The following is a 24014-nucleotide window of genomic DNA, read 5'->3' as shown; positions in this document are numbered from 1 at the left end:
ATGCGTCCCTGGCCGTTTATTTCGCTCATCGGCACAGTTGCCGTTTGCTCCACCTTCTTGGTCAACCTGTGGTTCAGCAGTTCTGTACCGAAGCGATCTCTGCCCATTTTCACTACCATTGAGGAGGACTTTATCGCCGTGGAACGTAGCGGACAGACCGTGCACATCGCCTCTCTGCGAGGGAGCGTCTGCGCCTTTGCCTACCTCTATACCGTCTGCCCCCATGGATGCGCCGCCGTCGTCGGAGAGATGTCCCGACTTAAAGAAACCCATGGCAGCCGCCCGGATTTTCAGCTCGTTTCTGTCTCTGTCTTGCCGGAACGCGATCAGCCGGAGTTCTTTCGCAACTATGCCGAGGCCATTGGTGTGAAGCCGACCGACCCCTGGTGGTTCCTCCGCGCGGAACGCCCTGCCATGGAAGCTTTCATGACCGGGGTGCTCAAACTCGAAGCCGCGAAGGCCATTCCGCCGGACGAGCGCTTCAACCCTCTGGAAGTTTACGAGCATGACCTGCGCATCGTCCTTGTTGATCGCCAGCAGAGGGTGCGCGGTTACTACGCTGTCTTTCATCCTCAGCAGGAGATCGCCAACCTTATGCGCGAGCGCCTGCACTCCGACACTCTCACCCTCCTCGACGAACCCATCACAACGACACCATGAAACACCTCATCACTATCGTGGCCCTCATGACAGCATCCTTGCGAGCTGGTGAACCTCAACCAACCTACCATTACGAAGGTGAAGTTGCAGGCGTGGTCTGCAGTGCATGTTCTAGCCACGTCAAAGCCGCGCTGAGCAAGCTGGAAGGCGTCCGTGAAGTGAAGATCGCCCTCGGGAAAGAAGGCTCCCTGCCACGGATCAAGCTCATCTCCACCTCTCCCAACCTCACTCGTGAAGCCGCCGTCAAATCCCTCGGCGAAGAAGCCAAAATGTATGACATCCGCAGCCTTTTTATAATTCGCATTCCAGGCGCATAGGAAACTGGATTCGGATATCAAGCGATAAGTAGACCAAGGAAGACTGGCCGTCCCACCACAAGGCTAACGCAGAAGTGTATTGTGCCTTTCGTGGCTGGAGATTTGCAGAGGCCTATGACCTAACCGGAGTAGCGGGCTCCACGTTCATGAGTTTTTTGCCTCCGCTGAACTTCGAGTCTTCTTTGACCTTATCAATTGGGCGATTTTTCTTATAGAGCGTTATACGGTCAGCCTAAAAAAGACGTAAATCCACACTATTTGGCGCAACACTCTGCAAAAAAGTTTGTGCTGCGAAGCGTTGAACTGCGACGCTTTGCAACTCCAATCAACTATAAAACATTGATCCTGAGCGTTTTGGAAAATTCCTTGTGATACATCTTCAACTCTTCTGGTGTCGGCATATCAATTTTGAATGAATACCCAACTGATCAGGTAAGATGCGAAGAGAAGTTTTTAGCTTACCAGAAAACCAAGGAGCTTTCGTGTGTAGATATATGTGAATTGCGGCGGGGAAGGCTTCCCCTCGTGCCTACTATGTGCGGCACTACCCCTTCGAACGGGAGGGGTCCCGTAACGCCCTCTCCCGCCCCATGACGTAGGCAGCCATTCCAAGGCTGCTACCGCGAGGAATGCAGCCCACGCCATTCCTGCCCAATACCAACACAGAAAACTCCCGACTGCGGCACTCCACCAAGCCTTCGATTCGCTGTCAGGTCCTCCGTGTTTATCTTCCTGCCCAAAGGGCAGTTTAAGCCGCCGCCCATTTATACCTTCACTTGGCGGCTTTGATGCCTACGGGCGGCCTGGCCGTCAAGGCATCCAAAGGCTGTCCCTCAAGGGCACCCTCCTTTGAACCCTCCTATGACTGCCCGTCCTCACCTCCGGCGGTTGGTCAGCAGGTTTTGCGCGCGCGTGCGTGCTTTTCGCAAAACCGAAACAGGAGGAATAACAATGAAGACAACAGACATCTATGAACAGGTAACAACCAATATTATTAGCCAGCTTGAGCAGGGGATTGTCCCCTGGAAATCACCCTACTTTTCAAAGGTCGGCTTTCCCCGCAACTTCTCCAGCGGCAAGGCTTATCAGGGGATCAACGTCTTTCTGCTTGCCAGCCGCCGCTTCACTTCGCCTTATTTTCTGACCTTCATTCAAGCCAAAGAGCTTGGTGGCCACGTCCGCAAAGGAGAACGAGGTTCTTTGGTGGTCAAATATGGCACCTACACCAAGCACGAGGAGGACGCAGGCGCGGCAGCAGGCAGTGAGGAAGAGGCGGAAAGGCGCGGTTACCTCAAAGGCTACACCGTGTTTCACGCCTCGCAGATCGAAGGGATCGAATTCCCAACGCCTGAAAACCTGCCGGAGCTTTCCCTGACGGAAAAGACCGCTCGCGCCCGTGAGATCATTGCAGGCATGCCGAACCCGCCAGCCTTCAGGGAAGGCAGCGCCGTTCCTTGCTACCGCCCCGGCACAGATAGCGTGAACATGCCGGAAGGCCGGTATTTTGACAATGAAACGGTTTACTATTCCACCCTGTTTCATGAGCTGGCCCACAGCACTGGCCACGCCTCCAGACTTTCCCGCAAGTCCTTGATTGAGAACAAGGGTATCAATGCTGATGGAGACACCGCCCGTCAGGTTTACGCGGAGGAAGAACTTGTTGCAGAAATGGGAGCGGCATTCCTCAGCGCCCATGCAGGCATTGAAGAAGACGCGGCCAACTCAGCCGCCTACCTGCAAAGCTGGATCAATGCCCTCAAATCCAAGGATGCCAGAACCTGGATCATCCGCGCTGCATCCCAGGCTCAGAAGGCAGCCAACTACATCTTGAACATTCAACCGGAGGTGCAGGCATGAACGCGGCAGCCTCAACTGGAACAGATGTAGAAATGCTTGAGTCCGCCAGACTGACGGGCCTTGAACTTGAAGAGCCGGAAAGTGAGCTTTTGGTACGTGCAGCCAAGCCTTGGCAGGAATGGTGACCATATGCGCCAGCCCCTTGAAGCTGTTGCGGCCATTGTGCGCGGCATAATCTCCAGACGCTTACCGTGAAGCCTTTGCGAACCGCCCCCGCACTTGAGCGGGGGCGGTTTTCAATTCCTGGACGCTCCGCTAGCTCCGCCCGCTTTGCTCAGTGCTAGAAGGCCCGCCCGGCCCGCCCTTGATTTGGTCACGCTTGGCGCTTGCACGGTATCCCGTGGAAACTCCGGTTTACTCCGGCAGCCTTGGTGGCTCTGGGGCCGCAAAAAGAAAACTTTTGCGGCAAAGGCATCCAGGTTCCTCTATAAATTAGATTCTATCCCGAACTATGGCAATCAACACAACTCCTTCACTCGAGCAACTTAAGCAGGCGGTAAAGATCCGCGAGCAGATCGAAAGACTTCAGGCAGAGCTTAATTCAATCCTTGGAGGTGGAGGAGCCAGAAGAGGCCGTAAGCCCGGAACAAAAACCAATGATGCTGGTGATGACGAGGTAAGTGAAAGCGCAGCCACTGGTCGGAAAAAGAAAAAGCGCACCATGTCAGCTGAGGCCCGCGAAAAGATCGCCGAAGCTCAGAGAAAGCGCTGGGCAAAGGCCAAAGAATAGCGGCAATCTGTGAGCCGTAACAGGCTTACTGAGCAATAGCCGCGCCCGGAAATCCGCCCAAAATTATACAAGTGTTTATACAAGGCGGCTCCAAAAACAGGCAAATCAGCCCCACAAGTTGCAACTGGCCGCAAATGCGCAGCCGTTGCAAACGCTTGATAAGCAAGTTGTTGCAGCAGGCTGCAACAGGCTGCAACGCACAGCCTTATAACAAGAGTGTCCGCGCTCCTCTCGCCCTCGTGCGGATCCCTCCAACCAAACGGCCCTTGCTGAAACAAGGCAATGATTGGGCAGCCATCAAGAGAGCGTATCGAGAGGAGCCTGGGCCCTCCCTCCTGCCCTCACCCTTTTCTTCGCAGCTTCGCCGCCCTTTAAAGACGGCGGACAAAGTGTCCGCGCTCCTCTCGCCCTCGTCCGATCCCCCCATCCGATCGAAGTGTGCGGATCCCTCCAACCAAACGGCCCTTGCTGAAACAAGGCAATGATTGGGTAGCCATCAAGAGAGCGTATCGGCAGGAGCCTGGGCCCTCCCTCCTGCCCCAACCCTTTTCTTCGCAGCTTCGCCGCGCTTTAAAGACGGCGGACAAAGTGTCCGCGCTCCTCTCGCCCTCGTCCGATCTCCCATCCGATCGAAGTGTGCGGATCCCTCCAACAAAACGGCCCTTGCTGAAACAAGGGCCGTCTAAATTCAGGGTCGGTTCTGAAGGATGCTGTTACTGCACATCCAGCTCGGGTTTGAAATCCGCTGCGTGATAGGAGCTGCGCACGAGCGGTGCACTGGCCACATGGCGGAAGCCTTTTTTACGGGCGATCTCCTTGTAGTTCTCAAAGGTATCCGGGTGGATGTATTCGATCACTGGCAGGTGCTGAGCGGAAGGCCGCAGATACTGCCCCAGAGTCAGCACGGTGACGTCGTGCTCCAGCAGATCGTCCATGGCCTGAAAGAGTTCGGGCTCCGTTTCACCGAGGCCGAGCATGAGGCCGCTCTTGGTGGCGCACTTGAAGCCCATCTCCACGGAAAGCTGCTTGGCTTGCTTCAGCACTTTCAGGCTGCGGTGGTATTGAGCACGGCTGCGCACCAGAGGCGTCAGGCGCTCCACGGTTTCCAGATTGTGATTGAAGATGTGCGGGCGGGCCTGCATGACCACGGCCAGAGATTCGGTCTTCTCATTGAAATCGGGCACCAGGATCTCAATGGTGATGTGGGGCACGGCCTCACGCACGGCCTCGATGGTGCGGGCAAAGTGCTCGGCACCCCCATCTTTCACATCGTCACGCGCCACTGCGGTGATGACGACATGGTTCAAACCGAGACGTTTGGTAGCCGCCGCCACACGCTCAGGCTCATCGGCCTCCAGCGCGAAGGGTTTGGCCGTCTTCACCGCGCAGAAGCCGCAGGCACGGGTGCAGCGGTCCCCGGCGATCATGAAGGTGGCGGTGCCCTGGCTCCAGCACTCCCAGCGGTTCGGGCACTGAGCTTCCTCACAGACCGTGTGCAGTTTCAGGTCGGAAATCAGGGATTTCGTGCTCCAGAAAACCGGGTCACGGGGCAACTTCACACGAATCCAGTCGGGTTTTTTTTCCGTGTGCAGCGCGGGGTCAATTTTACAGGCCATGATCAGACTTACGAATGCAGTCAGGCGGGGGTTGAGTCAAGGATGGGCTGAGGGAGGGGGGTAGAGGTGAAGGGGTCAAGGGGTCAAGGGGTCAAGGGGTCAAGGGGTCAAGGGGTCAAGGGGTCAAGGGGTCAAGGGGTCAAGGGGTCAAAGGGTCAAAGGGTCAAAGGGTCAAAGGGTCAAAGGGTCAAAGGGTCAAAGGGTCAAAGGGTCAAAGGGTCAAAGGGTCAAAGGGTCAAAGGGTCAAAGGGTCACGAGCGCCAGACGACAACGGCTAAACTCAAAAGGCCTCCCCTCCCCTGCCTTGCCCCTGCCCTGCCCTGCCCTGCCTTGACCCTGCCTTGACCCTGCCTTGACCCTGCTTTGCCCCCCCTTGCGTTGACTCCTCCCTCCTCTTGCACACTGGACGCTTTGCGCGAAACTAACGGGTGCCAGAAAACGACCCCACCAAACCCGCCCCTCGCTTTGAAGACCTTCGCGGCGTGCTCCGCTATGTACCGCAGTTTCGCCAGCGCGTCTTTGTGATCGCCATCGATGGGGCCTTGATGCATCAGCCGGGGTTCCCAGGTCTGCTCCAGGATGTGGCCGTTTTGCAATCGCTGAACATCGAGGTGGTGCTGATCTTCGGGGCCCGGGCGCAGGTGCGTTACCTCGCCGGCAAAAGGGGCGTGACCCTGAGCAATGACGACGGCATGGGCCAAACGGATGCGGCGACGATGGAGGTGGCGATCGATGCCATCACCCGGCAGACGAGTGCCCTGATGGCGGATCTCACGGCCCTGGAGATGCCCGTGGCCGTGGCCAATGCCCTCGCCGTGCACCCCGCCGGTGTGATCAACGGTGTGGACCAGGAATTCACCGGCCGCATCGAGCGTGTGGATACGGAGACGCTCAATGTCTTGATGAAAGCGGACATCATCCCCGTGGTGCCGCCGATGGGCTATGACAGCCGGGGCACCACGCTGCGACTGAACTCGGATGCCGTCGCCGTGGAGGTGGCCATCGCGCTTCGGGCCGCCAAGGTCATCTTCGTCTCCGAAGCCGGCCTGACCAACTCGGAAGGGGAACGTCTGGCCCAGATCTCGGTGGGGGATGCGCGGGAGATGTATCGGCGGAAAGATCCGCGCTACGACATCAACCTGCTCTCCAAGCTGCGTTATGCCGCCCTGGCCTGCCAGGAGGGTGTGCCGCGCGTGCACATCGTGGATGGCAATCAGGATGAAGCGCTGCTGTCTGAGCTCTTCAGCAATGAAGGGGTCGGCACCATGATCCATGCCGATGACTACCAGCAGATCCGCCCGGCGGAGTCCTCCGATGTCCCTGCCCTGCTGTCCATGATGCAGCAGTCCATGGATGATGCCGCCCTGGTGCCACGGACCCGGGAGCAGATCCAGTCGAAGATCCATGACTTCTTCGTCCTCGAACTCGATGGCAACCCCATCGGCTGCGTGGCGGTGCATGATTACGATGAGGGCGGGAAAAAGACCGGTGAGCTGGCCTGCCTCTTTGTCCGGCGCAGTCATAAGAATCGCGGCCATGGCCAGAAGCTGGTGGCTTTTGCCGAGGAGACGGCCCGGCAGCGCGACTGTGAGGTGCTGGTGGCTCTGAGCACCCAGGCTTTTCGTTTCTTTGAGGAAAAAATGGGCTTTCTGGTCACCACTCCCGACGCCCTGCCCACCCCACGCCGGGAGAAATACAATCAAAGCGGGCGAAACTCCAAGGTGCTGACCAAGCCGCTTCGTTAGCCCCGCCATTGCAGCGATTTTCTTTCAAAATAAATTAATTTTTCTGTCGCATCTGAAGGCGGTGGCATGACATGTGCATGGGCTCGGGGGTGAAACCCCGCCCATCTCTCCATGAACTCACCTCTGCCTCGGGCCGTGATCGCTGGCCTTCTTTCCCTCTGCGGTCCTGCTCTGGCGGTGCCAGATGAAGTGCAGCCCACGGTGGAGATCCCCGTCATCCCGGCGGTGCCTGCGGCCGATATCCCCGAAAGTCCCATGGGGGGCGTGGGCCTCCAACGGATCCGCTTTGACCGGGAGTTCGACTCCCCCGTCATGCTGGCCACCCTCCCGCAGGGAAATGGAGAGCAGGTCATCGCCATGCAACGCGGCGAGTTCTGCGCGGTGAAGCTGGATGGCAGTGGCGAGTGGCGCAGCTTTCTCGACTTCCGTAAACGCATGGAAGGCATCTACCTCTTTGAGGAAGGTGTGCATGGCATCGCTTTCCATCCCGAGTTTGAAAAGAATCGCCTTTTTTACCTGAGCTACACGCAGAACGATCCCCGCCGCACCGTCATCAGTGAGATGCGTGCCAGCGATGGGGATAAGCCGGTGGCCCTGCCGGAGACGGAGCGCATCCTGCTGGAGATCCACCAACCTCTGGCGGATCACTGGGGCGGCCACCTCCTCTTCGGGCCCGACGGTTACCTCTACCTCGCCCTCGGAGATGGTGGCCTGCGCAATGACCCCTATCGCCTCGCCCAAAACCCCTGGGTGCTGCATGGCAAGGTGCTGCGCCTGGATGTGAATACCCGCACCGGGAACCTGCCCTATGGCATCCCCAAGGATAACCCTTTTGCCGAGGACCAGATGGTGCGCTCGGAAATCTATGCACTCGGCTTTCGCAATCCCTGGGGCCTGAGCTTTGACTCCCAGACCGGCCACCTCTGGCTGGCGGATGTGGGGCAAGATCTCTGGGAAGAAATCAACCTCGTCAAAAAAGGGGCCAACTACGGTTGGAGTGATCGGGATGGCCCAGACGCCGCCGTTTTTCATCCCACGCCGCTGATCCCCGATACGGCCACCACCCAGCCGGTGCATGCCTACACACGCATGCGGGGGGAGGGCCTTTGCATCGTCGGCGGTCACCTGTATCGAGGCGAGCAGATGCCCGCGTTGCAAGGCATGTATCTGTTTGCGGATTGGGGCTACGGCACCCTTTGGGCATTGGAGCTGGATACCCAGGGTGAACGCGCCGTGCGCAGGCACGTGCTGCATCGCCGCGATGAAGGCAGTAAACTCAACCCCACGCTGGTGACCGCTGACGTGGACGGCGAGCCCGTGATCCTCTCCCAGGAAGGCGCTCTCTATCGCGTCGAATACATCGAGGAGATCGCTCAAGAGTAGTTCGCCGTTGGGGAATCCCCCTGAAGACTCGGTGGAATTCCAGAATCGGCTTCCCCTATTTTACCCGGATAATATTTGACTTCATTTTTACCCGGGTAAAATAAGACCATGCCCTCGAAGCCACCGCCCGCCTCCTCCTTTCTCTGCACCGCCTTCACCAATCACCGCCGACTGACTTCCGGTCCTCTCGATGAAGTGGTTCGGAGCGCTAAAGCTCATCTGGAAACGCAGTCGAATGATGGCGAGATGGAGATCCTCATCTTTCGAGACGCCACCGGAGAGCAAGTGGATGTGGATCTGCGAGGCGCATTGCCCCAGCTGCTCCAGCACCTGCCCGTGCTCGCCGCACTGCCAGACGATGAAGAGGTTCCCGAAAACACGGCACCAACTGGCCCTGGCCGCCCCAAGCTGGGGGTCACCGCTCGGGAAGTCACCCTCCTGCCCCGGCACTGGGCTTGGCTGAATGAACAGCCCGGTGGGGCCTCCGTGACCCTGCGTAAGCTGGTGGAAGAAGCCAAGCGGGCCTCACACACTCGGGATCAGGTGCGACGAGCCGAGGAAGCCACCTACCGCTTCATGGCCGCGATGGGGGGGAACCTGCCTCACTTCGAAGCCGCATCCCGAGCCCTCTTCGCTCACCAGCGCCCAGCTTTGGAACAAGCCCTGGCGGATTGGCCCGTGGATATCCGAGACTACACCCTCCAACTCGCAGCGAAAGTGTTCACCGCCGAGTCATGAGCGTGAAACTATCCGCGATGCGGAACGTATCAGGCTCTCCAACTTTCCAGCGCCTTCATGCTCTCTCGGCTCCTTCCCCTTCTCGTCCTTTTCATCGGCACCTCCGTTCAAGCGATTGACGATTACAAGCTCGGCCCGCTTTCCCAAGAGAAGCCCGAGGTGCCCAAGGGCAAAGTGATCGCGATGTCGGCGCATGAGTCCAAGATCTATCCCGGCACCGTGCGTGACTGGTGGATCTACGTGCCGGCTCAGTATCAGCCCGAGCAGCCCGCCAGCCTCATGGTCTTCCAAGACGGTCACGACTATGTCGGCCTGAAGGGAGCCTGGCGGGTGCCCACGGTCTTTGATAACCTCATCGCCAGTGGGGACATGCCGCCCACCATCGCCATCTTCATCAATCCCGGGCATGCCCTCACCGCCCCCAAACCGGCCAGCGCCTGGAAAAACAACAACCGAGGCAAGGAATACAATACGTTAGGCAACACCTACGCCACCTTCCTGCTGGAGGAAATCATCCCGCAAGTGACGAAGGACTACCGGCTCTCTGACAATCCCGAGCAATGGGCCATCGCCGGAGCCAGCAGTGGCGCCATCTGCGCCTTCACCGTGGCCTGGGAGCGACCCGACAAATTCCGCAAGGTCTTCTCCACCATCGGCAGCTACGTGGACTTGGCCGGAGGAAATGTCTATCCTTCCCTCATCCGCATCACCGAGCGCAAACCACTGCGCATTTACCTTCAAGATGGTGCCAATGACCTGGACAATCCCTATGGCAACTGGCCCCTCGCCAACCAGCAAATGGACAAGGCCCTCACCTTCATGAAGTATGATCATCACTTCGAGTTCGGAGACGGCCAGCATAACAGCAAGCATGGCGCGTCCCTGTTCCCCGAAGCCATGAAGTGGCTCTGGCGGAAATAGTCAGGGCTTGGAGGTGGGTTTAAAATAGGTGGACTCGATCCGCTCCATTGGCGGGGCTGCCTCCAGAGGCTGTCTGAAAAAAGTCTAACAGCACGCCCAATCTCAAGGAGCGGCACTTGCCAAGTGCCGTGGGATGTGGTGTCGGAGCGGCACTTGCCAAGTGCCGTGGGACGCGGTGTAAAGGAAGAACGTGACATTTCCCAAGCCGTGACTTTGGCAAGTCACGCTCCTTGCGTGGGACTTTTCAGACAGCCTAATCTCAAGGAGCGGCACTTGCCAAGTGCCGTGGGATGTGGTGTCCAGGAAGAACGCGGCATCCCCCAAACCGTGACTTTGGCAAGTCACGCTCCTTGCGTGGGACTTTTCAGACAGCCTAATCTCAAGGAGCGGCACTTGCTAAGTGCCGTGGGATGTGGTGTCCAGGAAGAACGCGGCATTCCCCAAACCCTGACTTTGGCAAGTCACGTTCCGGAATAGAGCCGCAGTATGGAAGTAGGAACAGAAGCGGAGAAATGACGGTTGGAATCTTGCTAAAGGGACGTATGTTCGGTCAAACAATCCACGTCATGACCATCACCAAAGAGATTCCCTCTGAACAGATGCGGAACCTTGATTTGCATCAGGGGGACAGCCTACGTGTCGTGGCAGAAATGGGGTCCACCCTGTTGATTCAGATTGTGAAGGCTGCCACCCAACCCGCAAAACCCAAAAAGGGACGGGCGGGTGATTGGGCACGTAAGTATGTAGGAGCAGCGCAAGGAGCCGAGCCAACGGAAGATGTGCGCATGGCTCATTACAAGAACAAAGACGGCGTTTAAACTGAGGCTGAATGCGCGTCTTTTTGGATACCAACATCCTGTGAACATCATCGAGCAGCGGATGCCTCACGACACCGCGAGCCAGGCCGTTCTTGACGAATGCGACCAACGCGGATTTGAAATTTTCGTGGCCTGGCATGGGCTGGCTACGGTCTTCTACATCACCGCCAAAAAACGCGGCGAGCTTTATGCCATGCAGATGATGCGCGGCAAGGTGTCCGATGAACTCACTCTTTCACCGGCCGGATCACCCGACACGGGTTTCCGGCGGCGATGACATCGGCCGGGATGTCTTTGGTCACCACACTGCCGGCCCCGATGATGCTGCGATCCCCAATGGTCACGCCGGGGCAGATGATCGCGCCACCGCCGACCCACACATCGCTCCCGATGTGAATGGCCTTGGCGGCCTCAAGCCCCCGACGACGCTCCTCCGCATCCAGAGGATGGGTGGCGGTGTAAATCTGCACCGCAGGGCCAAAGAGAGTGAAGTCACCAATCGTCACGGGCATCACATCCAAGACCACGCAGTTGAAATTGAAAAACACCTTTCTGCCTAACGAAATGTTCGTTCCATAGTCGCAGTAAAACGGTGGCTGAATCCAGGCATCCGTCTTCTGCCCGAACAATTCCTCCAAAAGCAGGCGGCGTTCCTCCGGCTGATCTTCTCGGGAGGCATTGATGAGCTGACAGAGATCACGGCAGCGTTGACGTTCGAGAGCGAGCTGTGGGTCCAGCGGGTCATAGAGTTCACCCGCCAGCATCTTTTCTTTTTCGGTTTTCATGGGGTCCAGGGTCGGCCTTCGCCGTTGTCCTATCGAGGTCGTTTCCCGATCCACTCTTGCACCTGTTTTTCTGCATCTTCGCACAGAGACTTCAGCATCTCTGGGCTGATCCAGTCCGCGCCACAGGCCAGGATGGTCTCCCGCACCATGCCATCGGCGGAGGCCACCTGCATGGGATGCTCACGGGCATAGCGGTTGGCCAGACGCTCCAGGATGGCATCGGCGGTGGTGGTTGCCTCGGCATAGATCACTTGGAGGCCGCCCGGCTCGCGCTGCTCGTTGCGCTGGGTGTGGGTGCCGTCAAAGACCAGCACCACCTGCTTGCCACTCATGTCCTGATAAGTGCGCAGTCGCTGCATCAGCGCGAGTTGAGCGAGGTGCCGACGGCTGGCACTGCGCTGGTCACGCCGCAGTTCCGGCCAGGCGTGCATGACGCTATGACCATCCACGAGAAGATAAGAAAGCTGGGACATGAGCGGCTTTTAGAGAAAGGAGATCAGCATCCAAACGGGCCTACCATGGCCCGAGCAGGCCGTTTGCCAAAGGGCTTTGCGCAGGAATCGCCCCGAGCATCGCGCATCAAGCCATAGCCCCGATCCGGCCAAGAGACTTCGCGGCCCACTAAAAACCGTCTTGCCATCAAACCCGGAAGTTTGGCAAACTTGTCACTTCAGATGCACCACCCATCTGCCACCACCCGTCTCTTGCTGATCTGGGCCACTCTCGCCGCGCTGTCTGCGTTGCATGGAGCCAGCCCCATCATGATCATTGCCGAAGCGAAGGCACGCCTCGCCAGGCGTGAAGTGCAGACCCCGGTGCGCGTGCGCGGTGTGGTGACCTTTAGCAATCAACGCCTCGGCCTCGCCTATGTGCAGGATGACTCCGGCGGCATCGGCTTTGATCCACGCATCCAGTCTCACCCGCTGCCGGAGCCGGGGCAAACCGTGGAGGTGGAAGGCATGCTGTGTCGGCGGCAGGGACTGGCCATGGTGCTGCATGACCGCATCCAGTTTGGCCCCCCCGAGGTGACCATCGTCTCTCAAGAGAAGAAGAAGACGACCCCGATGCGCTTCGATCTCGACCTCGCCGCCCAAATGCGCATCGATGGCCTGCTCTCGCGCGTCACCGGCGTCATCCGGCGTGTCTCCGTGCCTCCTATCGAGGGTTCCCCCATGCTGGTGGAGATCAGCTCGCCGAGTGGGTATGCCATTGCCCGGCTGCCTTGGCGTGAAAGTCCCGAGACCCTTCAGCAATGGCTCAACGAGCCTGTCTCGCTCACGGCGGTGCTGGTCTGCCGGGCGGAGCCGCCCCTTCTCCCGGAGGATGCCGATGCGCTTCTGCTCGTGCCCTCACGCTCCCACTGGAGTCTCCAGGACAAAGCTCTGGATGAAGTCTTTCAACGTCCGCCGGTGACGGCGGCCAGTGCCATCCAGGCCACCCAACGCGCCAATGTGAAGCAGCGCATGCACATCGTGGGCACCGTCATCGCCGCCAAACCGAATGCCTGGGTCTGCCTGCGCACCGATGATGGCAGCATCGAAGTCTCCACCCGGCAGATGAGTGATTTCGTCCCCGGGCAAAAGCTTGCGGTCGCCTGTTGGCCGCAGCTCGAAGATGGACGGATGATGCTGCTGGACGGGGTCTGCCGCAGCCTGGGGATGGGCCCGCCGCCCGAGCCTGTGCACCTGGAACAAGGCTTTTTCCATCCCAGCCGTCAGCGCGAATTGGTGAGCATCTCGGGCATCCTGCGGAATCACTCCGTCCCAGGCGGCATCCCTCGCCTGAGTTTGGAACTGCCCAGTGGCGTCAGTTGTCTCCTGCATTGGGAGCCGTTCTTTCGGCCTGAGCAGGTCAGCTCGCTGGAGGATGGCAGTCAGGTGCAGGTCACTGGTCTCTTTCACATCCAGCATGGCGGCACGGATAGCACCGGCTTGCGCCTCAGCATCCTGCCCAGGACCCCGGAAGATCTGCGCGTCTTGGCCGGCCCCTCGTGGTGGAATCAAGAGCGCCTCACGCTGGCGGTGTGGTGGCTGCTCGGCATCACAGGCCTCGCCGTCCCCGGCGCTTTGGTTTTCCGCTGGCAGGTCTGGAGGCAGGCCCGCCACATTCACGCCATGGAAAGCAAGGCGGCTGCGGAGGAGGAGCGGCTGCGGATTGCACGAGAGTTTCATGACTCGCTCCAGCAGCAGCTCACGGGTGCAGCCCTGCATCTGGAGACGCTGAAGGGCGCTCTCGATGCCGCGCCGGAGATGCTGCCGCGCCTCATCGATGACACCACCGCCATGCTGCGCCATTGCCAGATGGAGGCCCGCCACTGCATCTGGGATCTGCGCAGTGAGACCACCGTGCGTGAAAGCCTGCGCACGGCGCTGAAAGACTGGGTGGAAAACCGGGTGCCGCCGCCCGCCCAGACGCGCATCGAATTTTACACCGAAGGACCTGAACCGCATCTGCCTGAAGGATCCCCGTTTCAACTGATGCGCATCGCTCAGGAAGCGGTGACCAATGCCCTCACTCATGCGGAAGCGCATCACATCCGCGTGAGCTTACGCACCTCTCACAGTCAGTTGGAATTGGTCATTGAAGATGATGGTTGCGGCTTTGAAGACCGCCTGCTCCGCCAGCCCAAGCCAGGGCACTATGGCCTCAGTGGCATTCAAGAACGGGCGTCTAAAATCGGTGCCTCGCTCTACATCACCAGCCGCCCGGGAAAAGGAACTCGGGTGTGTGTTCGCTATTCCCTTTTCTCTTTAAGACATGAAGCTTGTGCCTGAACCCACCATCCGCGTCATGGTCGTGGATGATCATTTTTTTACCCGCATGGGCGTCAGTGCGGCCCTGAACCTGGAAGCGGATATGGGGGTGGTGGCTGAGGCAGCTTGTGGTCAAGATGCCATCGATCTCTTCGTGCAGCATCAGCCGGATGTGGCCGTGCTGGATGGCAGTCTGCCGGACATGCATGGTACCGAAGTGGCGCGTGAAATCGTCAAGCGCTTCGATTTCGCCCGACTCCTCATCTTCTCGGTCGAAGAAACCGAGGAAGACATCCACCGAGCCGTCTCCGCCGGCGTGCGCGGTTACCTGCCCAAGAGCTCCTCCCGGCCGGATCTGGTCAATGCCGTGCGCACCGTCGCTGCGGGCAAGCGCTTCTTTCCTCAGCAAGTGCTGGGCAAGCTGAATGAGCGCCGCAACCACGTCACCCTCTCCACCCGGGAGCTGGAAGTGCTGCAAAGCATGGCGAAAGGCTGGCCTAACAAATTAATCGCTGCGGACATGAACGTCTCCACGGAGACCATCAAAACCTTTGTGGCACGCATCCTCGATAAGCTGAATGCCGAGGATCGGGTGCAAGCGGTCATGGTGGCGCTGGATCGCGGGCTTCTGAAACGTCCATGAGCCAACTGATCGCTCCACACCCTAAGAACGGACGTCACCCAAATTGGTGACACTGAGCACCTTCTCAAAAAAGTAAGCGCCCGCTGAAATGGCGGCGCTATGGGAACTCAACCACCTAGAACCAAACCCGGGCGCAACGCCCTTTCGTTGCTGCGTCATGCCGTCATGGCTGTCGCACTCTCGGTCAGTGCCGCTCATGCTGCACCGGCTAACTTTGAATCCGGCACCCTCACCACGCCGGTTCAAAATAACGGTGATCAATGGAATTCAGTCACCTTCGCCCGCACCTTTGCCACCGCCCCCGTCGTGGTCATGGGTCCAGCCACACAAGCCAATGGCGAGCCCACCGTCATCCGGGTCCGCAATGTCACCACCACCGGATTTCAATATCAGATCGATGAGTGGGAATACACCAACGGTTATCATCCCGCCGAAACCGTTCACTTCTTTGCCCTCACGGAAGGCACCCATGTCTTCGGAGCTCAGCGCTGGCAGGTCGGCCGCCTCAGTGCCGTGAATCGCACCAATACATCCGTCACTCTCAGCGGCTTCACAGCGGCTCCCGTCGTGCTCGGTCAGGTGGAGACCACGGCCAATGCCTCCGGCATCACAGGCAAAGGAGTCAAAGCCATCAAACCCCGCATCAGCAGTGTGACCAGCACCGGCTTCCAGGTGAAAATCGAAACCCAAGAGGCCGATACCACCACCCTGTCGAATGAAGGCATCGGCTACATCGCCGTCTCCACCGGCACCGGTTATCTGGATGGCAAGATCCTCAGTGCCGTCCGCACCAGCACGGCGGTCACCAGCAGCTTTGCCACCATCACCTTCCCGGCGACTCGGACGAACCCGGTGCTCCTCGCCCAGGCCCAATCCGCCAATGAAGCCGACCCCGGTGAAATCAAGATGGCCTCCCTGAGCAGCACCAGCGTGCAACTCCGCTTCCAGGAAGAAGCCTCCGCTGATACCGAAACGACCCATGCCGCGGAAGACCTCGGTTATCTCGTGCTCGGAGATATGAACGGTGAAGTCGCCGCGAAGATCGAAGTCGGCGATGTCACCGTGACTCAGTCCAATGCGACCACGTGGACCACCGTCACCCTGGGCAATACCTACACCGCCCCCGTCGTCGTCATGGGGCCGCTGTCCTACCGCAGCAGCACCTCCCTCACCATCCGCGTGCGCAATGTCACCTCCACCAGCTTCCAATTCCAAGTGGACCGCTGGGACCACCACAGCACGCAGACCCACAACATCGCTGAAAAGCTCAGCTACGTTGTCATGGAGTCCGGCAGCTTCGCCGTCGGCGGCACACGCTGGCAGGCGGGCGTCACCACCGGTGTGACACAATCTGGCACGACTCAGACCCTGGCGACCGGCTTCCCCAACAGCCCGGCGGTCTTCTCTCAAGTGGTGACCACCAATGATACCCAAGCCGTGCAATCTCGTGTCAGTGGCATCAGCACCAGCGGCTTCACCGTCGAGCTGGACGAGTCGGAAATCGACACCACCGCCCACGCTGCGGAGACCGTCCACTGGATCGCCATGACTCAGGGCACCAGCAACTTCTTCAGCAGCGGCATGCGCTTCCAGGCAGGCAATGGCACCAACCATGACAGCTCCTTCCGCACCCGCACCTTCGGTCGCATGCACGCGGACCCTTACCTCTTTGCCTCCATGCAGACGAAGAACGACACTGACCCTGCCACCCTCCGCTGGCGCTACCTGTTTGCCGATCGTGTGGACCTCGTCGCCCAGGAAGATGCCCACCCGGCTCAGTTTGGCGAAGGCACCGTTAACAACACCCACAGCGCTGAAACCGTCGCTTTCCTGGTGATCCAAGGTGCGGAGGATGTCGATGAAGACGGCGCGCCCGATGATTGGGAAACCACGGTCGGTCTTAACCCCAACAACGGTGCCGATGGCTCTCTCGATCCCGATGGTGACTTGCTGACGAACCAGCAGGAATTCCATAACCGCATCGATTTGGTCACTTCCACCAACCCAAGCACCTTCACCGGCGGCACCATCACAGTCAGCACCGTCACCACCAACGCTTACGAACGGAACGACGTCACGGCCAGCCCCACAGCCACCACCAATGCACGCTTGCGGTTGAATCGTAACGGCGGCTTCGCTCCTCTGACGCTGAACTTCACCCTGGCGGGCACGGCCTCCACCGATACCACCCGGGCTCCTGCCAGCAGCGGTGACTACTCGGCCTGGACAGCCGCCACCGGCGGCACCCAGGTGACCACCAGCATCGCCCTGCCGGCCAATGCTCAAAGTGTGGATGTGTATATCCGCCCTGTGGTGGATAGCCTGGATGAGTATCCCGAAGGGCTGCGCCTGACCGCCACCGCCAATGGCAGCACCTACACGATTGCCTCGCCCACCAATGCCGTGGTCATCATCAATGATGCGCAAGACATCCCCGCCAATGAGAAGCTCTTTGTCGGTCCTTTCATGGCCCAAGGCTCGGCAGTGACTTCCGCCTCCGGCTTCGCGACCGTGATTCTGAACGGGCCTAACAACAAGGCTCGCATCTCCACCACCTTCCACGGCCTGACCACACCGCAGGCTGAGATCGATGGCAGCCACGTGCACTACTTCAACAGTGTGGGTGGTGGCACCGTTTCTTCAGGCACCATCCTTTATGGTGATCCGGATGGCCTGCCTCCAGGCCCTCTGGTGGACTACGCCTGGACCATCGTGGACTCCGCAGGTCTGAAGGGCCAGCAGATCATCGATGCACTGTTCCGCAAGAACACGGGTGAGAACCTCTACATCAACGTTCACACCACTCGTTACGCCAGTGGTGAAATCCGTGCGGATCTGACACGTCAAACTGGCAGCCCGATCTTCACCCCACCCGCCGCAGCTCCGACGCTGGAGAACCTGGCCAATGATACGGAAGTGCGCCGTGAATGCGCACGCTTCCTCACCCAGGCCACCTTTGGCCCGACCGAGGCTGAGATCACGGCTCTGTTCAACAGCATCGCCAGCCCTAAAACCACGGCTTCCAATCGCATCGCCGCCTTCACCTCGTGGCTGAACACGCAGTGGGGCCGAGATCAAACCAGCCTGCTCGAATACAACCGTGCCGCCGATGCTCAAGAATGGGCGCTGTGGGGGGCTCAACCCAATCTTCCCGATGGCCTGCCGCCTCCGAACAATCCGACAGATTGGCAGCGTTGGGGAGGATCCGGCTATCGTGCTGTGCCCGTCGGCCTGAACAAAGAAAGCTATGACCCGGACAATCAAAACCGTCGTCGTGGCTGGTGGATGATTGCCGATCATGCCCATGATCAATTGCGCCAGCGCACCGCCTTTGCCCTGGAACAGATCTTCGTGGTGTCTGACCGGGATGGCACCATCGCCGCTCGGGCTTATGGTCACAGCCGCTACTACGACATGCTGGCCGATGCCGCCGATGGCGTGCGTAGCCTCCAACCCCCGAACAGCAGCTACAGCTCCGCCAATGGCAGTGCCTTCCGGGTGCGTGAGCTTCTGGAAGACGTCACCAAGAGCCCGATCATGGGTCGTTACCTCAGCCATCTGCAGAACCAGAAGGCTCAGTATGACACCAGCGGTAACCAGATCCTCTCACCGGATGAGAACTATGCGCGTGAGATCATGCAGCTCTTCTCCATCGGCCTCCTGGAACTGCATCCAGACGGCACCTTGAAGCTGGCTAACAACGGCCAACCCATCGCGACTTATGATAACGATGACATCAAGGAACTGTCCAAAGTCTTCACCGGTTACAGCTTTGCTTATGTGCAAAACAGCGCCGCCAACGGCTATGTGCCCACCCTGACCCAAGGCAGCTTCTTCGGAAGTTCCGGCGCGGAATACTTCCACCCGGGTTATGAGAACCCCATGAAGAACTTCGTGGCCTATCATGACGAAAGCGCGAAGAACTTCCTCACCGCTGCACTGCCCGCCTACACCGACACCACACCGACCACCGCTGAGCGTGAAGCCTATGCCGAGGCCGAGCTGGATGCCACCATGGACACCTTGTTCGATCACCCGAACATGGCGCCCTTCTTGTGCCGCCTGCTCATTCAGCGCTTCGTCACCAGCAATCCAAGCCGTGGTTATGTCTATCGTGTCGTGCAGAAGTTTGAGAACGATGGCTCCGGCGTTCGTGGCAACCTGAAGGCGGTCGTCAATGCCATCCTTCTGGACTATGAGGCCCGCACCCTGAAAAACGTGGACCCCCAAACGGTCAACAGCGTCACCTCCGTGAACGTCAGCCATGGCAAGGTGAAGGAGCCGATCCTGCGCTACATCCAGGTGCTGCGTGCCTTTGGCTCCAAGTCTCAGCTCAACGTGTCTGATCTCAGCAGCTACGGTTATCCTTCCACCCAGTTGGATAACCTCGGCTCGTCACCGACCCGCCTGCGTTATGTCAGCACTGTCAATGACCTGGGCCAGACGCCTAACAACATGCCGAGTGTCTTCAACTGGTATCTGCCGGACTACACCCCCGGTGGCCGTGTCGCCGCTGCAGGCCTCGTGGCTCCCGAGCTCCAGATCATGACGGAAAACCTCGTGGTCCGAGCCATCAACTACCACCGCACTCTGGAGTATTCCTCCATCGTCGATCCGGCAGCCACCCTGCCGAGTGGACAAGGTGGCAGCAACCTCCTGGGTGAAACCACCGGGCTGCTGGACAACATCCGTGCCGACCTCAGCCCCCTGGTGGCGGAATACAAAACCGTGCGTGAAACCGCAGGTGCGACGGAGCTCTCCGCAGCCACCTACCTCGTGGATCGCCTGGACGACCTGCTGTGCGCAGGCTCGTTGAAGGCCAAATACACCTACACCACCGGCGGCACAGACCCGCGCAGCATCATCATTGACCAGCTCGCCACCGTCTCTGTGGACGCACCACCTGTGTCTCTGGGGAATGCTGGCAACCGCGTCCGCGCCGCCATCTACCTCATCACCAGCAGTCCTGAATACATCGTTCTGAAATAAGTCACCGCCAGAGAAACACCAACCCACTTGCCCTCTATGAAAAACAGCAAGCATAAGGATCACTTCGATACTCGGCGGAACTTCCTCTGCCGCTCCGCCTGTGGCGCCCTCGGCGTCACCAGCATTGTCAATACCCTGGCTCACCTACGCCTCGTCCAGAGCGCCATGGCCCAGAGTGCTCCCTCGGATTACAAGGCCATCATCTGCCTCTTCCTCTATGGGGGCAATGACTCCAACAACACCTTGGTTCCTCTGGATGGCTCCGCACGGACCAACTATGAAAGCGCACGCCCCGTCGGCCACCCCATTCACATTCCGGTGAGTGGGACCGGCGCGGCTTTGCCTCTCACCGCCCCCTCCGGAGGCTTTGGTCAAAGCTCGGCGACTCAGTTCGGCGTGCACCCCAACATGGGGAATGTGCAAAGCATGTTCAATAGCGGGGACCTGGCCTTTGTCGCCAACGTCGGCACCTTGGTCCAGCCCATCACCCGCTCCCAATACATCGCCGTGCCTCGCTCCGTGCCCGTGCCACCTCAGCTCTTTTCGCACAGCGATCAGCAGCTTCAGTGGCAGAGCAGCTTGCCGGATCGCCCCTTCCAAAACGGTTGGGGTGGCCGCGCCGCCGATCTGCTCACCGCAGCCAATGTGAATCCGGCCAGCAATGTCTCGATGAACATTTCCATTTCCGGACAAAACTCCTTCCAGGTGGGCAGCTCGGTCGTTCAATACGCCGTGAGCACCAGCGGTGTGGTGGGACTCTCGGGCTACAGCTCGAGCAGTCCTTATTTCGGTCCTGGCACGTATGGGCACGCCGCTAACTACGATGTGTCACCCGTCGCCTACTCACCGAACGATGCTGGGAAGACCCTGAAAGCGCTGGACACCATCACCAAGCTGACACGCATGCAGTTAGGTGAAACCGAAAGCCACTACCAGCACCACCTGGAAGAAGGCTACAACGAAGTGATGAAACGCGCCCGAGACAACGAAGCCATCGTTGGCAGCGCCCTGGGCGGCTCCACCACCTCCATTGACACCGCCTTCACCAATGCCTTCCCCGGAGTCACCACTCTGCCGGATGTCGCCAACCAACTCAAAATGGTCGCTCGTCTCATTCAGGGACGTTCCTCGCTGGGTAACAACCGTCAGATCTTCTTTGTGAGCATGAACGGCTTTGATACTCATCAAAACCAGCCCACCGATCATGGCAACCTCATGGGCAATCTCGACAAGTCTCTCAAAGGCTTTAAAGATGCCATCGCCGCCGTCGATCCCTCCCTCTGGGATGATGTGCTGCTCTTCACCCACTCTGATTTCACCCGCACGCTCCAGCCCAATGGCAACGAGACCGGCTCTGGGACAGACCACGGGTGGGGCGGTCACCAGATCGTCATGGGTGGCCCTGTGATCGGTCAGCGCATCTATGGCACCTTCCCCGACCTGGCCCGTGCTGCGGGTCAAGATGTGGACAGTAACCGCGGACGCTGGATTCCCACCACGGCGGTGGATCAATACGCCTCGGTCGCAGCCAAGTGGTTCATGAGTGAAGGCACCAACTATGTCTCCGGAGTCACCGGCACCGACATCAACACGATCTTCCCGAATCTGGGCCGCTTCCAAAACATCGGCACCATCCCCAGCAATCTCGGCTTCGTGGACTTCACCGCCTAACATTGAATGCGACTGCACCTCAAGATCTGATCCGATCATGAAACGCCAGCCGCCCCTCACCCCACCCCTCTCCCCAGTTTCTGGGGAGAGGGAGGACATCTTATGATCTTCCATCCCGAAGACCCAACGATCGTCCCTCTCCCCCCTGGGGAGAGGTTAGGTGAGGGGCGGCAAGGCCATTTCCAAGCTGACCCTCCGTTGAACCGATCCCCTTTGGCCTCCATGAACCCATCCCCAGTTGTTCAGGGGGCCTCTTTGCTCCCCCTCCACTTATGAATACCCCCATCAAACTCGGCTTCGCTTTTCTGTTGGCGACCACATTGGGCACGGCTTGGTGGATGGCCGGCCACACCGAACCCTACACCTCTGGGACTCCCCGTGAAGACAACGCCCTGCCCCGGGATCGTGGCCCTGTCGAGTCCACCTTTTGCGGCCCTCTGCGCGCCCCGCTCCCCCCGCCGCCCATGGATAGCCCCTATGGCATCCATCTCTATGCCACGACACCTAAAGGCGTGGTCCATCCCTTACCTGTCATGGAGATCACCCAGGCTCTGCCAGCTCCTCCCGACTCCTCGAAAACGGCGACCGTGATCACCAGCGCGGCCAGTGAAATCCCCAAGAACGAAACGGTGTATGACGATGTCCAGACCGTCAGCACGCTCCTTGACGAATTCCGCCGCGCTTTTGGGGCCATGCCCACGGGCGAATTGAATGACGAGATCGTGCGTCGCCTTCAGGGTGAAAATCCCTTGGGCATTGCCGTTCTCCCCAAAAGCCATCCCTCCATCAGTCCGCAAGGCGAGTTGTTAGACCGCTACGGCACCCCTTACCGCTTCCATCCCGAGAGCGCTTGGGAAATGACCGTCCGCTCCGCAGGCCCCGACAAAAAGATGTGGACCGGCGACGATCAAATCAGCCAGCAAGATCCAACGACGACCCAGCTTTAAGCCAAAGTCGGGAATGCGAAAGCTCCCGCCCCCTGGCGAAGCCCCGCGAAATCATGGATGGCCAGGAAGCGCAAACCTCCGGGTTCAAACTCACCTCCAAGGTAAACCGAACCCCAACGGGATTCCGGATCGTGCTGTTTCCGCTTTGACTGACATTCGCCCAATAAAGGGACCCGTGAAGGCTGGAAACAACGAGCCGTCTGAGGCCACTCGTCAGGCATGACCCCAAGTCGCAGAGCGACGGACGTATCCTAGCCCGGCCTTTCAAGGCCGGGTATCGAACCTTGGGTTTCGGTGATTCGGAAAAGAGTCGCAGAGCGACGGCCGAACCGATCGTTTGCCGAAGAAACTTCAGAGATCGGCCACGGGTTCTGTCGTCGCTCTGCGACTTGATTCAAACACTCCGCACGTTTGCCTGCATACTCATCAAGTCCCTACTGGAACAAGCGAGAAACGCGCGCCTTAAGTCACAATGCCTTTCGGCGGAACGTGCGCATCAAGAAGGGCGGAAGCTGAACATGAACAGCGGGAGCGTGAGGTCTCCAATGCCTTTCGGCGGAACGGCGCATCAAGCAACGATCTCCAGAACGTTCATGCCTCAATTCTTAAGTCTCCAATGCCTTTCGGCGGAACGTGCCTCAAGAGTCGAGACGAATAACGCTATGAAACCTGAAAAGCTAGTCTCCAATGCCTTTCGGCGGAACGGGCGCATCAAGGCGACTGCGTGAACTACGCAGACTTCATTGCAGATCCGTCACCAATGCCTCTCGGCGAAACGTGCGCATCAAGCGGAGCTGTTCCTGGCTCAGCCTTACGACCGGCAGGGTCTCCAATACCTTTCGGCGGACCGTGCGCATCAAGTAGAGACGGCGCTGACGATGCTCACGATCGAAGCCGCGTCTCCACTGCCTTTCGGCGGAACTGGCGCATCAAGTCGCGTGCGTCCATCATCGCGGTAAAGCCTGGGCCCTGTCACCAATGCCTTTCGGCGGAACCTGCGCATCAAGAAAAGTGATGCGGGCACTCCTGCCCGCAATGCCCCTGTCACCAATGCCTCCCGGCGGAACCTGCGCATCAAGCACGTCTTCGCCAGTCCGGCGATGCGACGAGCCATCTCGTCACCAATGCCTCTCGGCGGAACGTGCGCATCAAGACCCTGCACAACTCCAGAACAACGCTTCTGCTGTTTCGTCTCCAATGCCTTTCGGCGGAACGTGCTCATCAAGCATGTAGCTCTGGGCTACATGCTGTCCCTTCTGGTGCTGTCACCAATGCCTTTCGGCGGAACGTGTGCATCAAGAAACGGCCAAGGTGCGTATCGACGGCCACCTGCAGGGTCTGCCTTTCGGCGGAACGGGCGCATCAAGCTTTAGTTCAATGTCAAGTTAGGCAACCAACAACCATAGTCTCCAATGCCTTTCGGCGGAACGGGCGCATCAAG

18 protein-coding genes are annotated in these 24014 nt (G+C 59.1%); 15 read left to right on the top strand and 3 right to left on the bottom strand.

Annotated features, from left to right (window positions below; genetic code table 11):
- From B5D61_RS17090 to B5D61_RS17075, 4 genes are all read left to right on the top strand, one after another.
- Complete coding sequence (locus B5D61_RS17090; protein ID WP_078814645.1) at positions 1 to 660, top strand: SCO family protein; 660 nt, start codon at positions 1 to 3, stop codon at positions 658 to 660.
- Positions 657 to 977, top strand: a complete 321-nt coding sequence (locus B5D61_RS17085; RefSeq protein WP_078814644.1) for a heavy-metal-associated domain-containing protein — start codon at positions 657 to 659, stop codon at positions 975 to 977. The genes B5D61_RS17090 and B5D61_RS17085 overlap by 4 nt, the downstream gene beginning before the upstream one ends.
- Before the next feature lie 951 nt (positions 978 to 1928).
- Complete coding sequence (locus tag B5D61_RS17080; protein ID WP_176159492.1) at positions 1929 to 2834, top strand: ArdC family protein; 906 nt, start codon at positions 1929 to 1931, stop codon at positions 2832 to 2834.
- A 451-nt stretch (positions 2835 to 3285) separates the two neighbouring features.
- On the top strand, positions 3286 to 3564 hold the full coding sequence (locus B5D61_RS17075; protein ID WP_078814642.1) for a hypothetical protein: 279 nt from the start codon (positions 3286 to 3288) through the stop codon (positions 3562 to 3564).
- A gap of 713 nt (positions 3565 to 4277) precedes the next feature.
- Here B5D61_RS17075 and lipA read toward each other — a convergent pair.
- Positions 4278 to 5180, bottom strand: a complete 903-nt coding sequence (gene lipA / locus B5D61_RS17070; RefSeq protein ID WP_078814641.1) for a lipoyl synthase — start codon at positions 5178 to 5180, stop codon at positions 4278 to 4280.
- A 428-nt stretch (positions 5181 to 5608) separates the two neighbouring features.
- Between lipA and argA the strand changes: the two genes are divergently transcribed.
- The 6 genes from argA (at position 5609) to B5D61_RS25815 (ending at position 11062) form a co-directional block, all read left to right on the top strand.
- A complete protein-coding gene (gene argA / locus B5D61_RS17065) occupies positions 5609 to 6925 on the top strand; it encodes an amino-acid N-acetyltransferase (RefSeq protein WP_078814640.1) in 1317 nt (438 codons plus the stop codon).
- Between the two features lie 111 nt (positions 6926 to 7036).
- Positions 7037 to 8308 (top strand): PQQ-dependent sugar dehydrogenase, encoded by a 1272-nt coding sequence (locus B5D61_RS17060; protein ID WP_078814639.1) that lies wholly within the window; start codon positions 7037 to 7039, stop codon positions 8306 to 8308.
- Between the two features lie 108 nt (positions 8309 to 8416).
- The gene (locus B5D61_RS17055) at positions 8417 to 9046 is read left to right on the top strand and encodes a DUF2239 family protein (RefSeq protein WP_078814638.1); all 630 of its coding nucleotides are present in this window, start codon (positions 8417 to 8419) and stop codon (positions 9044 to 9046) included.
- Positions 9047 to 9103: 57 nt separating this feature from the next.
- A complete protein-coding gene (locus B5D61_RS17050) occupies positions 9104 to 9967 on the top strand; it encodes an alpha/beta hydrolase (protein WP_078814637.1) in 864 nt (287 codons plus the stop codon).
- Between the two features lie 566 nt (positions 9968 to 10533).
- Complete coding sequence (locus B5D61_RS17045; protein WP_078814636.1) at positions 10534 to 10785, top strand: hypothetical protein; 252 nt, start codon at positions 10534 to 10536, stop codon at positions 10783 to 10785.
- Between the two features lie 40 nt (positions 10786 to 10825).
- Positions 10826 to 11062 carry a hypothetical protein gene (locus B5D61_RS25815; protein ID WP_139373317.1) on the top strand — a complete coding sequence of 79 codons (237 nt, stop codon included), beginning with the start codon at positions 10826 to 10828 and terminating at the stop codon, positions 11060 to 11062.
- Here the strand turns inward: B5D61_RS25815 and B5D61_RS17040 are convergent.
- Together B5D61_RS17040 and B5D61_RS17035 are read right to left on the bottom strand one after the other, a co-directional pair.
- Complete coding sequence (locus B5D61_RS17040; protein ID WP_078814635.1) at positions 11013 to 11570, bottom strand: sugar O-acetyltransferase; 558 nt, start codon at positions 11568 to 11570, stop codon at positions 11013 to 11015. The genes B5D61_RS25815 and B5D61_RS17040 overlap by 50 nt on opposite strands.
- 29 nt (positions 11571 to 11599) lie before the next feature.
- Positions 11600 to 12043: an NYN domain-containing protein gene (locus B5D61_RS17035; protein WP_078814634.1), complete on the bottom strand. Its 444-nt coding sequence runs from the start codon at positions 12041 to 12043 to the stop codon at positions 11600 to 11602.
- 201 nt (positions 12044 to 12244) lie between these two features.
- Here B5D61_RS17035 and B5D61_RS17030 point away from each other — a divergent pair, with 201 nt between their 5' ends.
- The 5 genes from B5D61_RS17030 (at position 12245) to B5D61_RS17010 (ending at position 22573) form a co-directional block, all read left to right on the top strand.
- Positions 12245 to 14344 (top strand): sensor histidine kinase, encoded by a 2100-nt coding sequence (locus B5D61_RS17030; protein WP_078814633.1) that lies wholly within the window; start codon positions 12245 to 12247, stop codon positions 14342 to 14344.
- Positions 14328 to 14966 carry a response regulator gene (locus B5D61_RS17025; RefSeq protein ID WP_078814632.1) on the top strand — a complete coding sequence of 213 codons (639 nt, stop codon included), beginning with the start codon at positions 14328 to 14330 and terminating at the stop codon, positions 14964 to 14966. Before B5D61_RS17030 ends, B5D61_RS17025 begins: the two co-directional genes overlap by 17 nt.
- Before the next feature lie 165 nt (positions 14967 to 15131).
- Positions 15132 to 19955 (top strand): DUF1800 family protein, encoded by a 4824-nt coding sequence (locus B5D61_RS17020; RefSeq protein WP_176159491.1) that lies wholly within the window; start codon positions 15132 to 15134, stop codon positions 19953 to 19955.
- A 36-nt stretch (positions 19956 to 19991) separates the two neighbouring features.
- Entirely contained in the window at positions 19992 to 21626 is a 1635-nt protein-coding gene (locus B5D61_RS17015; protein ID WP_078814630.1) for a DUF1501 domain-containing protein, read from the top strand.
- A 272-nt stretch (positions 21627 to 21898) separates the two neighbouring features.
- Positions 21899 to 22573, top strand: a complete 675-nt coding sequence (locus B5D61_RS17010; protein WP_078814629.1) for a hypothetical protein — start codon at positions 21899 to 21901, stop codon at positions 22571 to 22573.
- Positions 22574 to 24014: the final 1441 nt, after the last annotated feature.

Source organism: Prosthecobacter debontii (assembly GCF_900167535.1).
Taxonomy (GTDB): domain Bacteria; phylum Verrucomicrobiota; class Verrucomicrobiia; order Verrucomicrobiales; family Verrucomicrobiaceae; genus Prosthecobacter; species Prosthecobacter debontii.
This window is presented reverse-complemented; position numbering and strand designations above follow the sequence as displayed.

Bases quoted from the DNA above. Each gene is read 5' to 3' on its own strand.
- B5D61_RS17090 (WP_078814645.1), top strand. From the start codon at position 1: ATGCGTCCCTGGCCGTTTATTTCGCTCATCGGCACAGTTGCCGTTTGC.
- B5D61_RS17085 (WP_078814644.1), top strand. From the start codon at position 657: ATGAAACACCTCATCACTATCGTGGCCCTCATGACAGCATCCTTGCGA.
- B5D61_RS17080 (WP_176159492.1), top strand. From the start codon at position 1,929: ATGAAGACAACAGACATCTATGAACAGGTAACAACCAATATTATTAGC.
- B5D61_RS17075 (WP_078814642.1), top strand. From the start codon at position 3,286: ATGGCAATCAACACAACTCCTTCACTCGAGCAACTTAAGCAGGCGGTA.
- lipA (WP_078814641.1), bottom strand. From the start codon at position 5,180: ATGGCCTGTAAAATTGACCCCGCGCTGCACACGGAAAAAAAACCCGAC.
- B5D61_RS17060 (WP_078814639.1), top strand. From the start codon at position 7,037: ATGAACTCACCTCTGCCTCGGGCCGTGATCGCTGGCCTTCTTTCCCTC.
- B5D61_RS17055 (WP_078814638.1), top strand. From the start codon at position 8,417: ATGCCCTCGAAGCCACCGCCCGCCTCCTCCTTTCTCTGCACCGCCTTC.
- B5D61_RS17050 (WP_078814637.1), top strand. From the start codon at position 9,104: ATGCTCTCTCGGCTCCTTCCCCTTCTCGTCCTTTTCATCGGCACCTCC.
- B5D61_RS17045 (WP_078814636.1), top strand. From the start codon at position 10,534: ATGACCATCACCAAAGAGATTCCCTCTGAACAGATGCGGAACCTTGAT.
- B5D61_RS17040 (WP_078814635.1), bottom strand. From the start codon at position 11,570: ATGAAAACCGAAAAAGAAAAGATGCTGGCGGGTGAACTCTATGACCCG.
- B5D61_RS17035 (WP_078814634.1), bottom strand. From the start codon at position 12,043: ATGTCCCAGCTTTCTTATCTTCTCGTGGATGGTCATAGCGTCATGCAC.
- B5D61_RS17030 (WP_078814633.1), top strand. From the start codon at position 12,245: ATGCACCACCCATCTGCCACCACCCGTCTCTTGCTGATCTGGGCCACT.
- B5D61_RS17025 (WP_078814632.1), top strand. From the start codon at position 14,328: ATGAAGCTTGTGCCTGAACCCACCATCCGCGTCATGGTCGTGGATGAT.
- B5D61_RS17020 (WP_176159491.1), top strand. From the start codon at position 15,132: ATGGCTGTCGCACTCTCGGTCAGTGCCGCTCATGCTGCACCGGCTAAC.
- B5D61_RS17015 (WP_078814630.1), top strand. From the start codon at position 19,992: ATGAAAAACAGCAAGCATAAGGATCACTTCGATACTCGGCGGAACTTC.
- B5D61_RS17010 (WP_078814629.1), top strand. From the start codon at position 21,899: ATGAATACCCCCATCAAACTCGGCTTCGCTTTTCTGTTGGCGACCACA.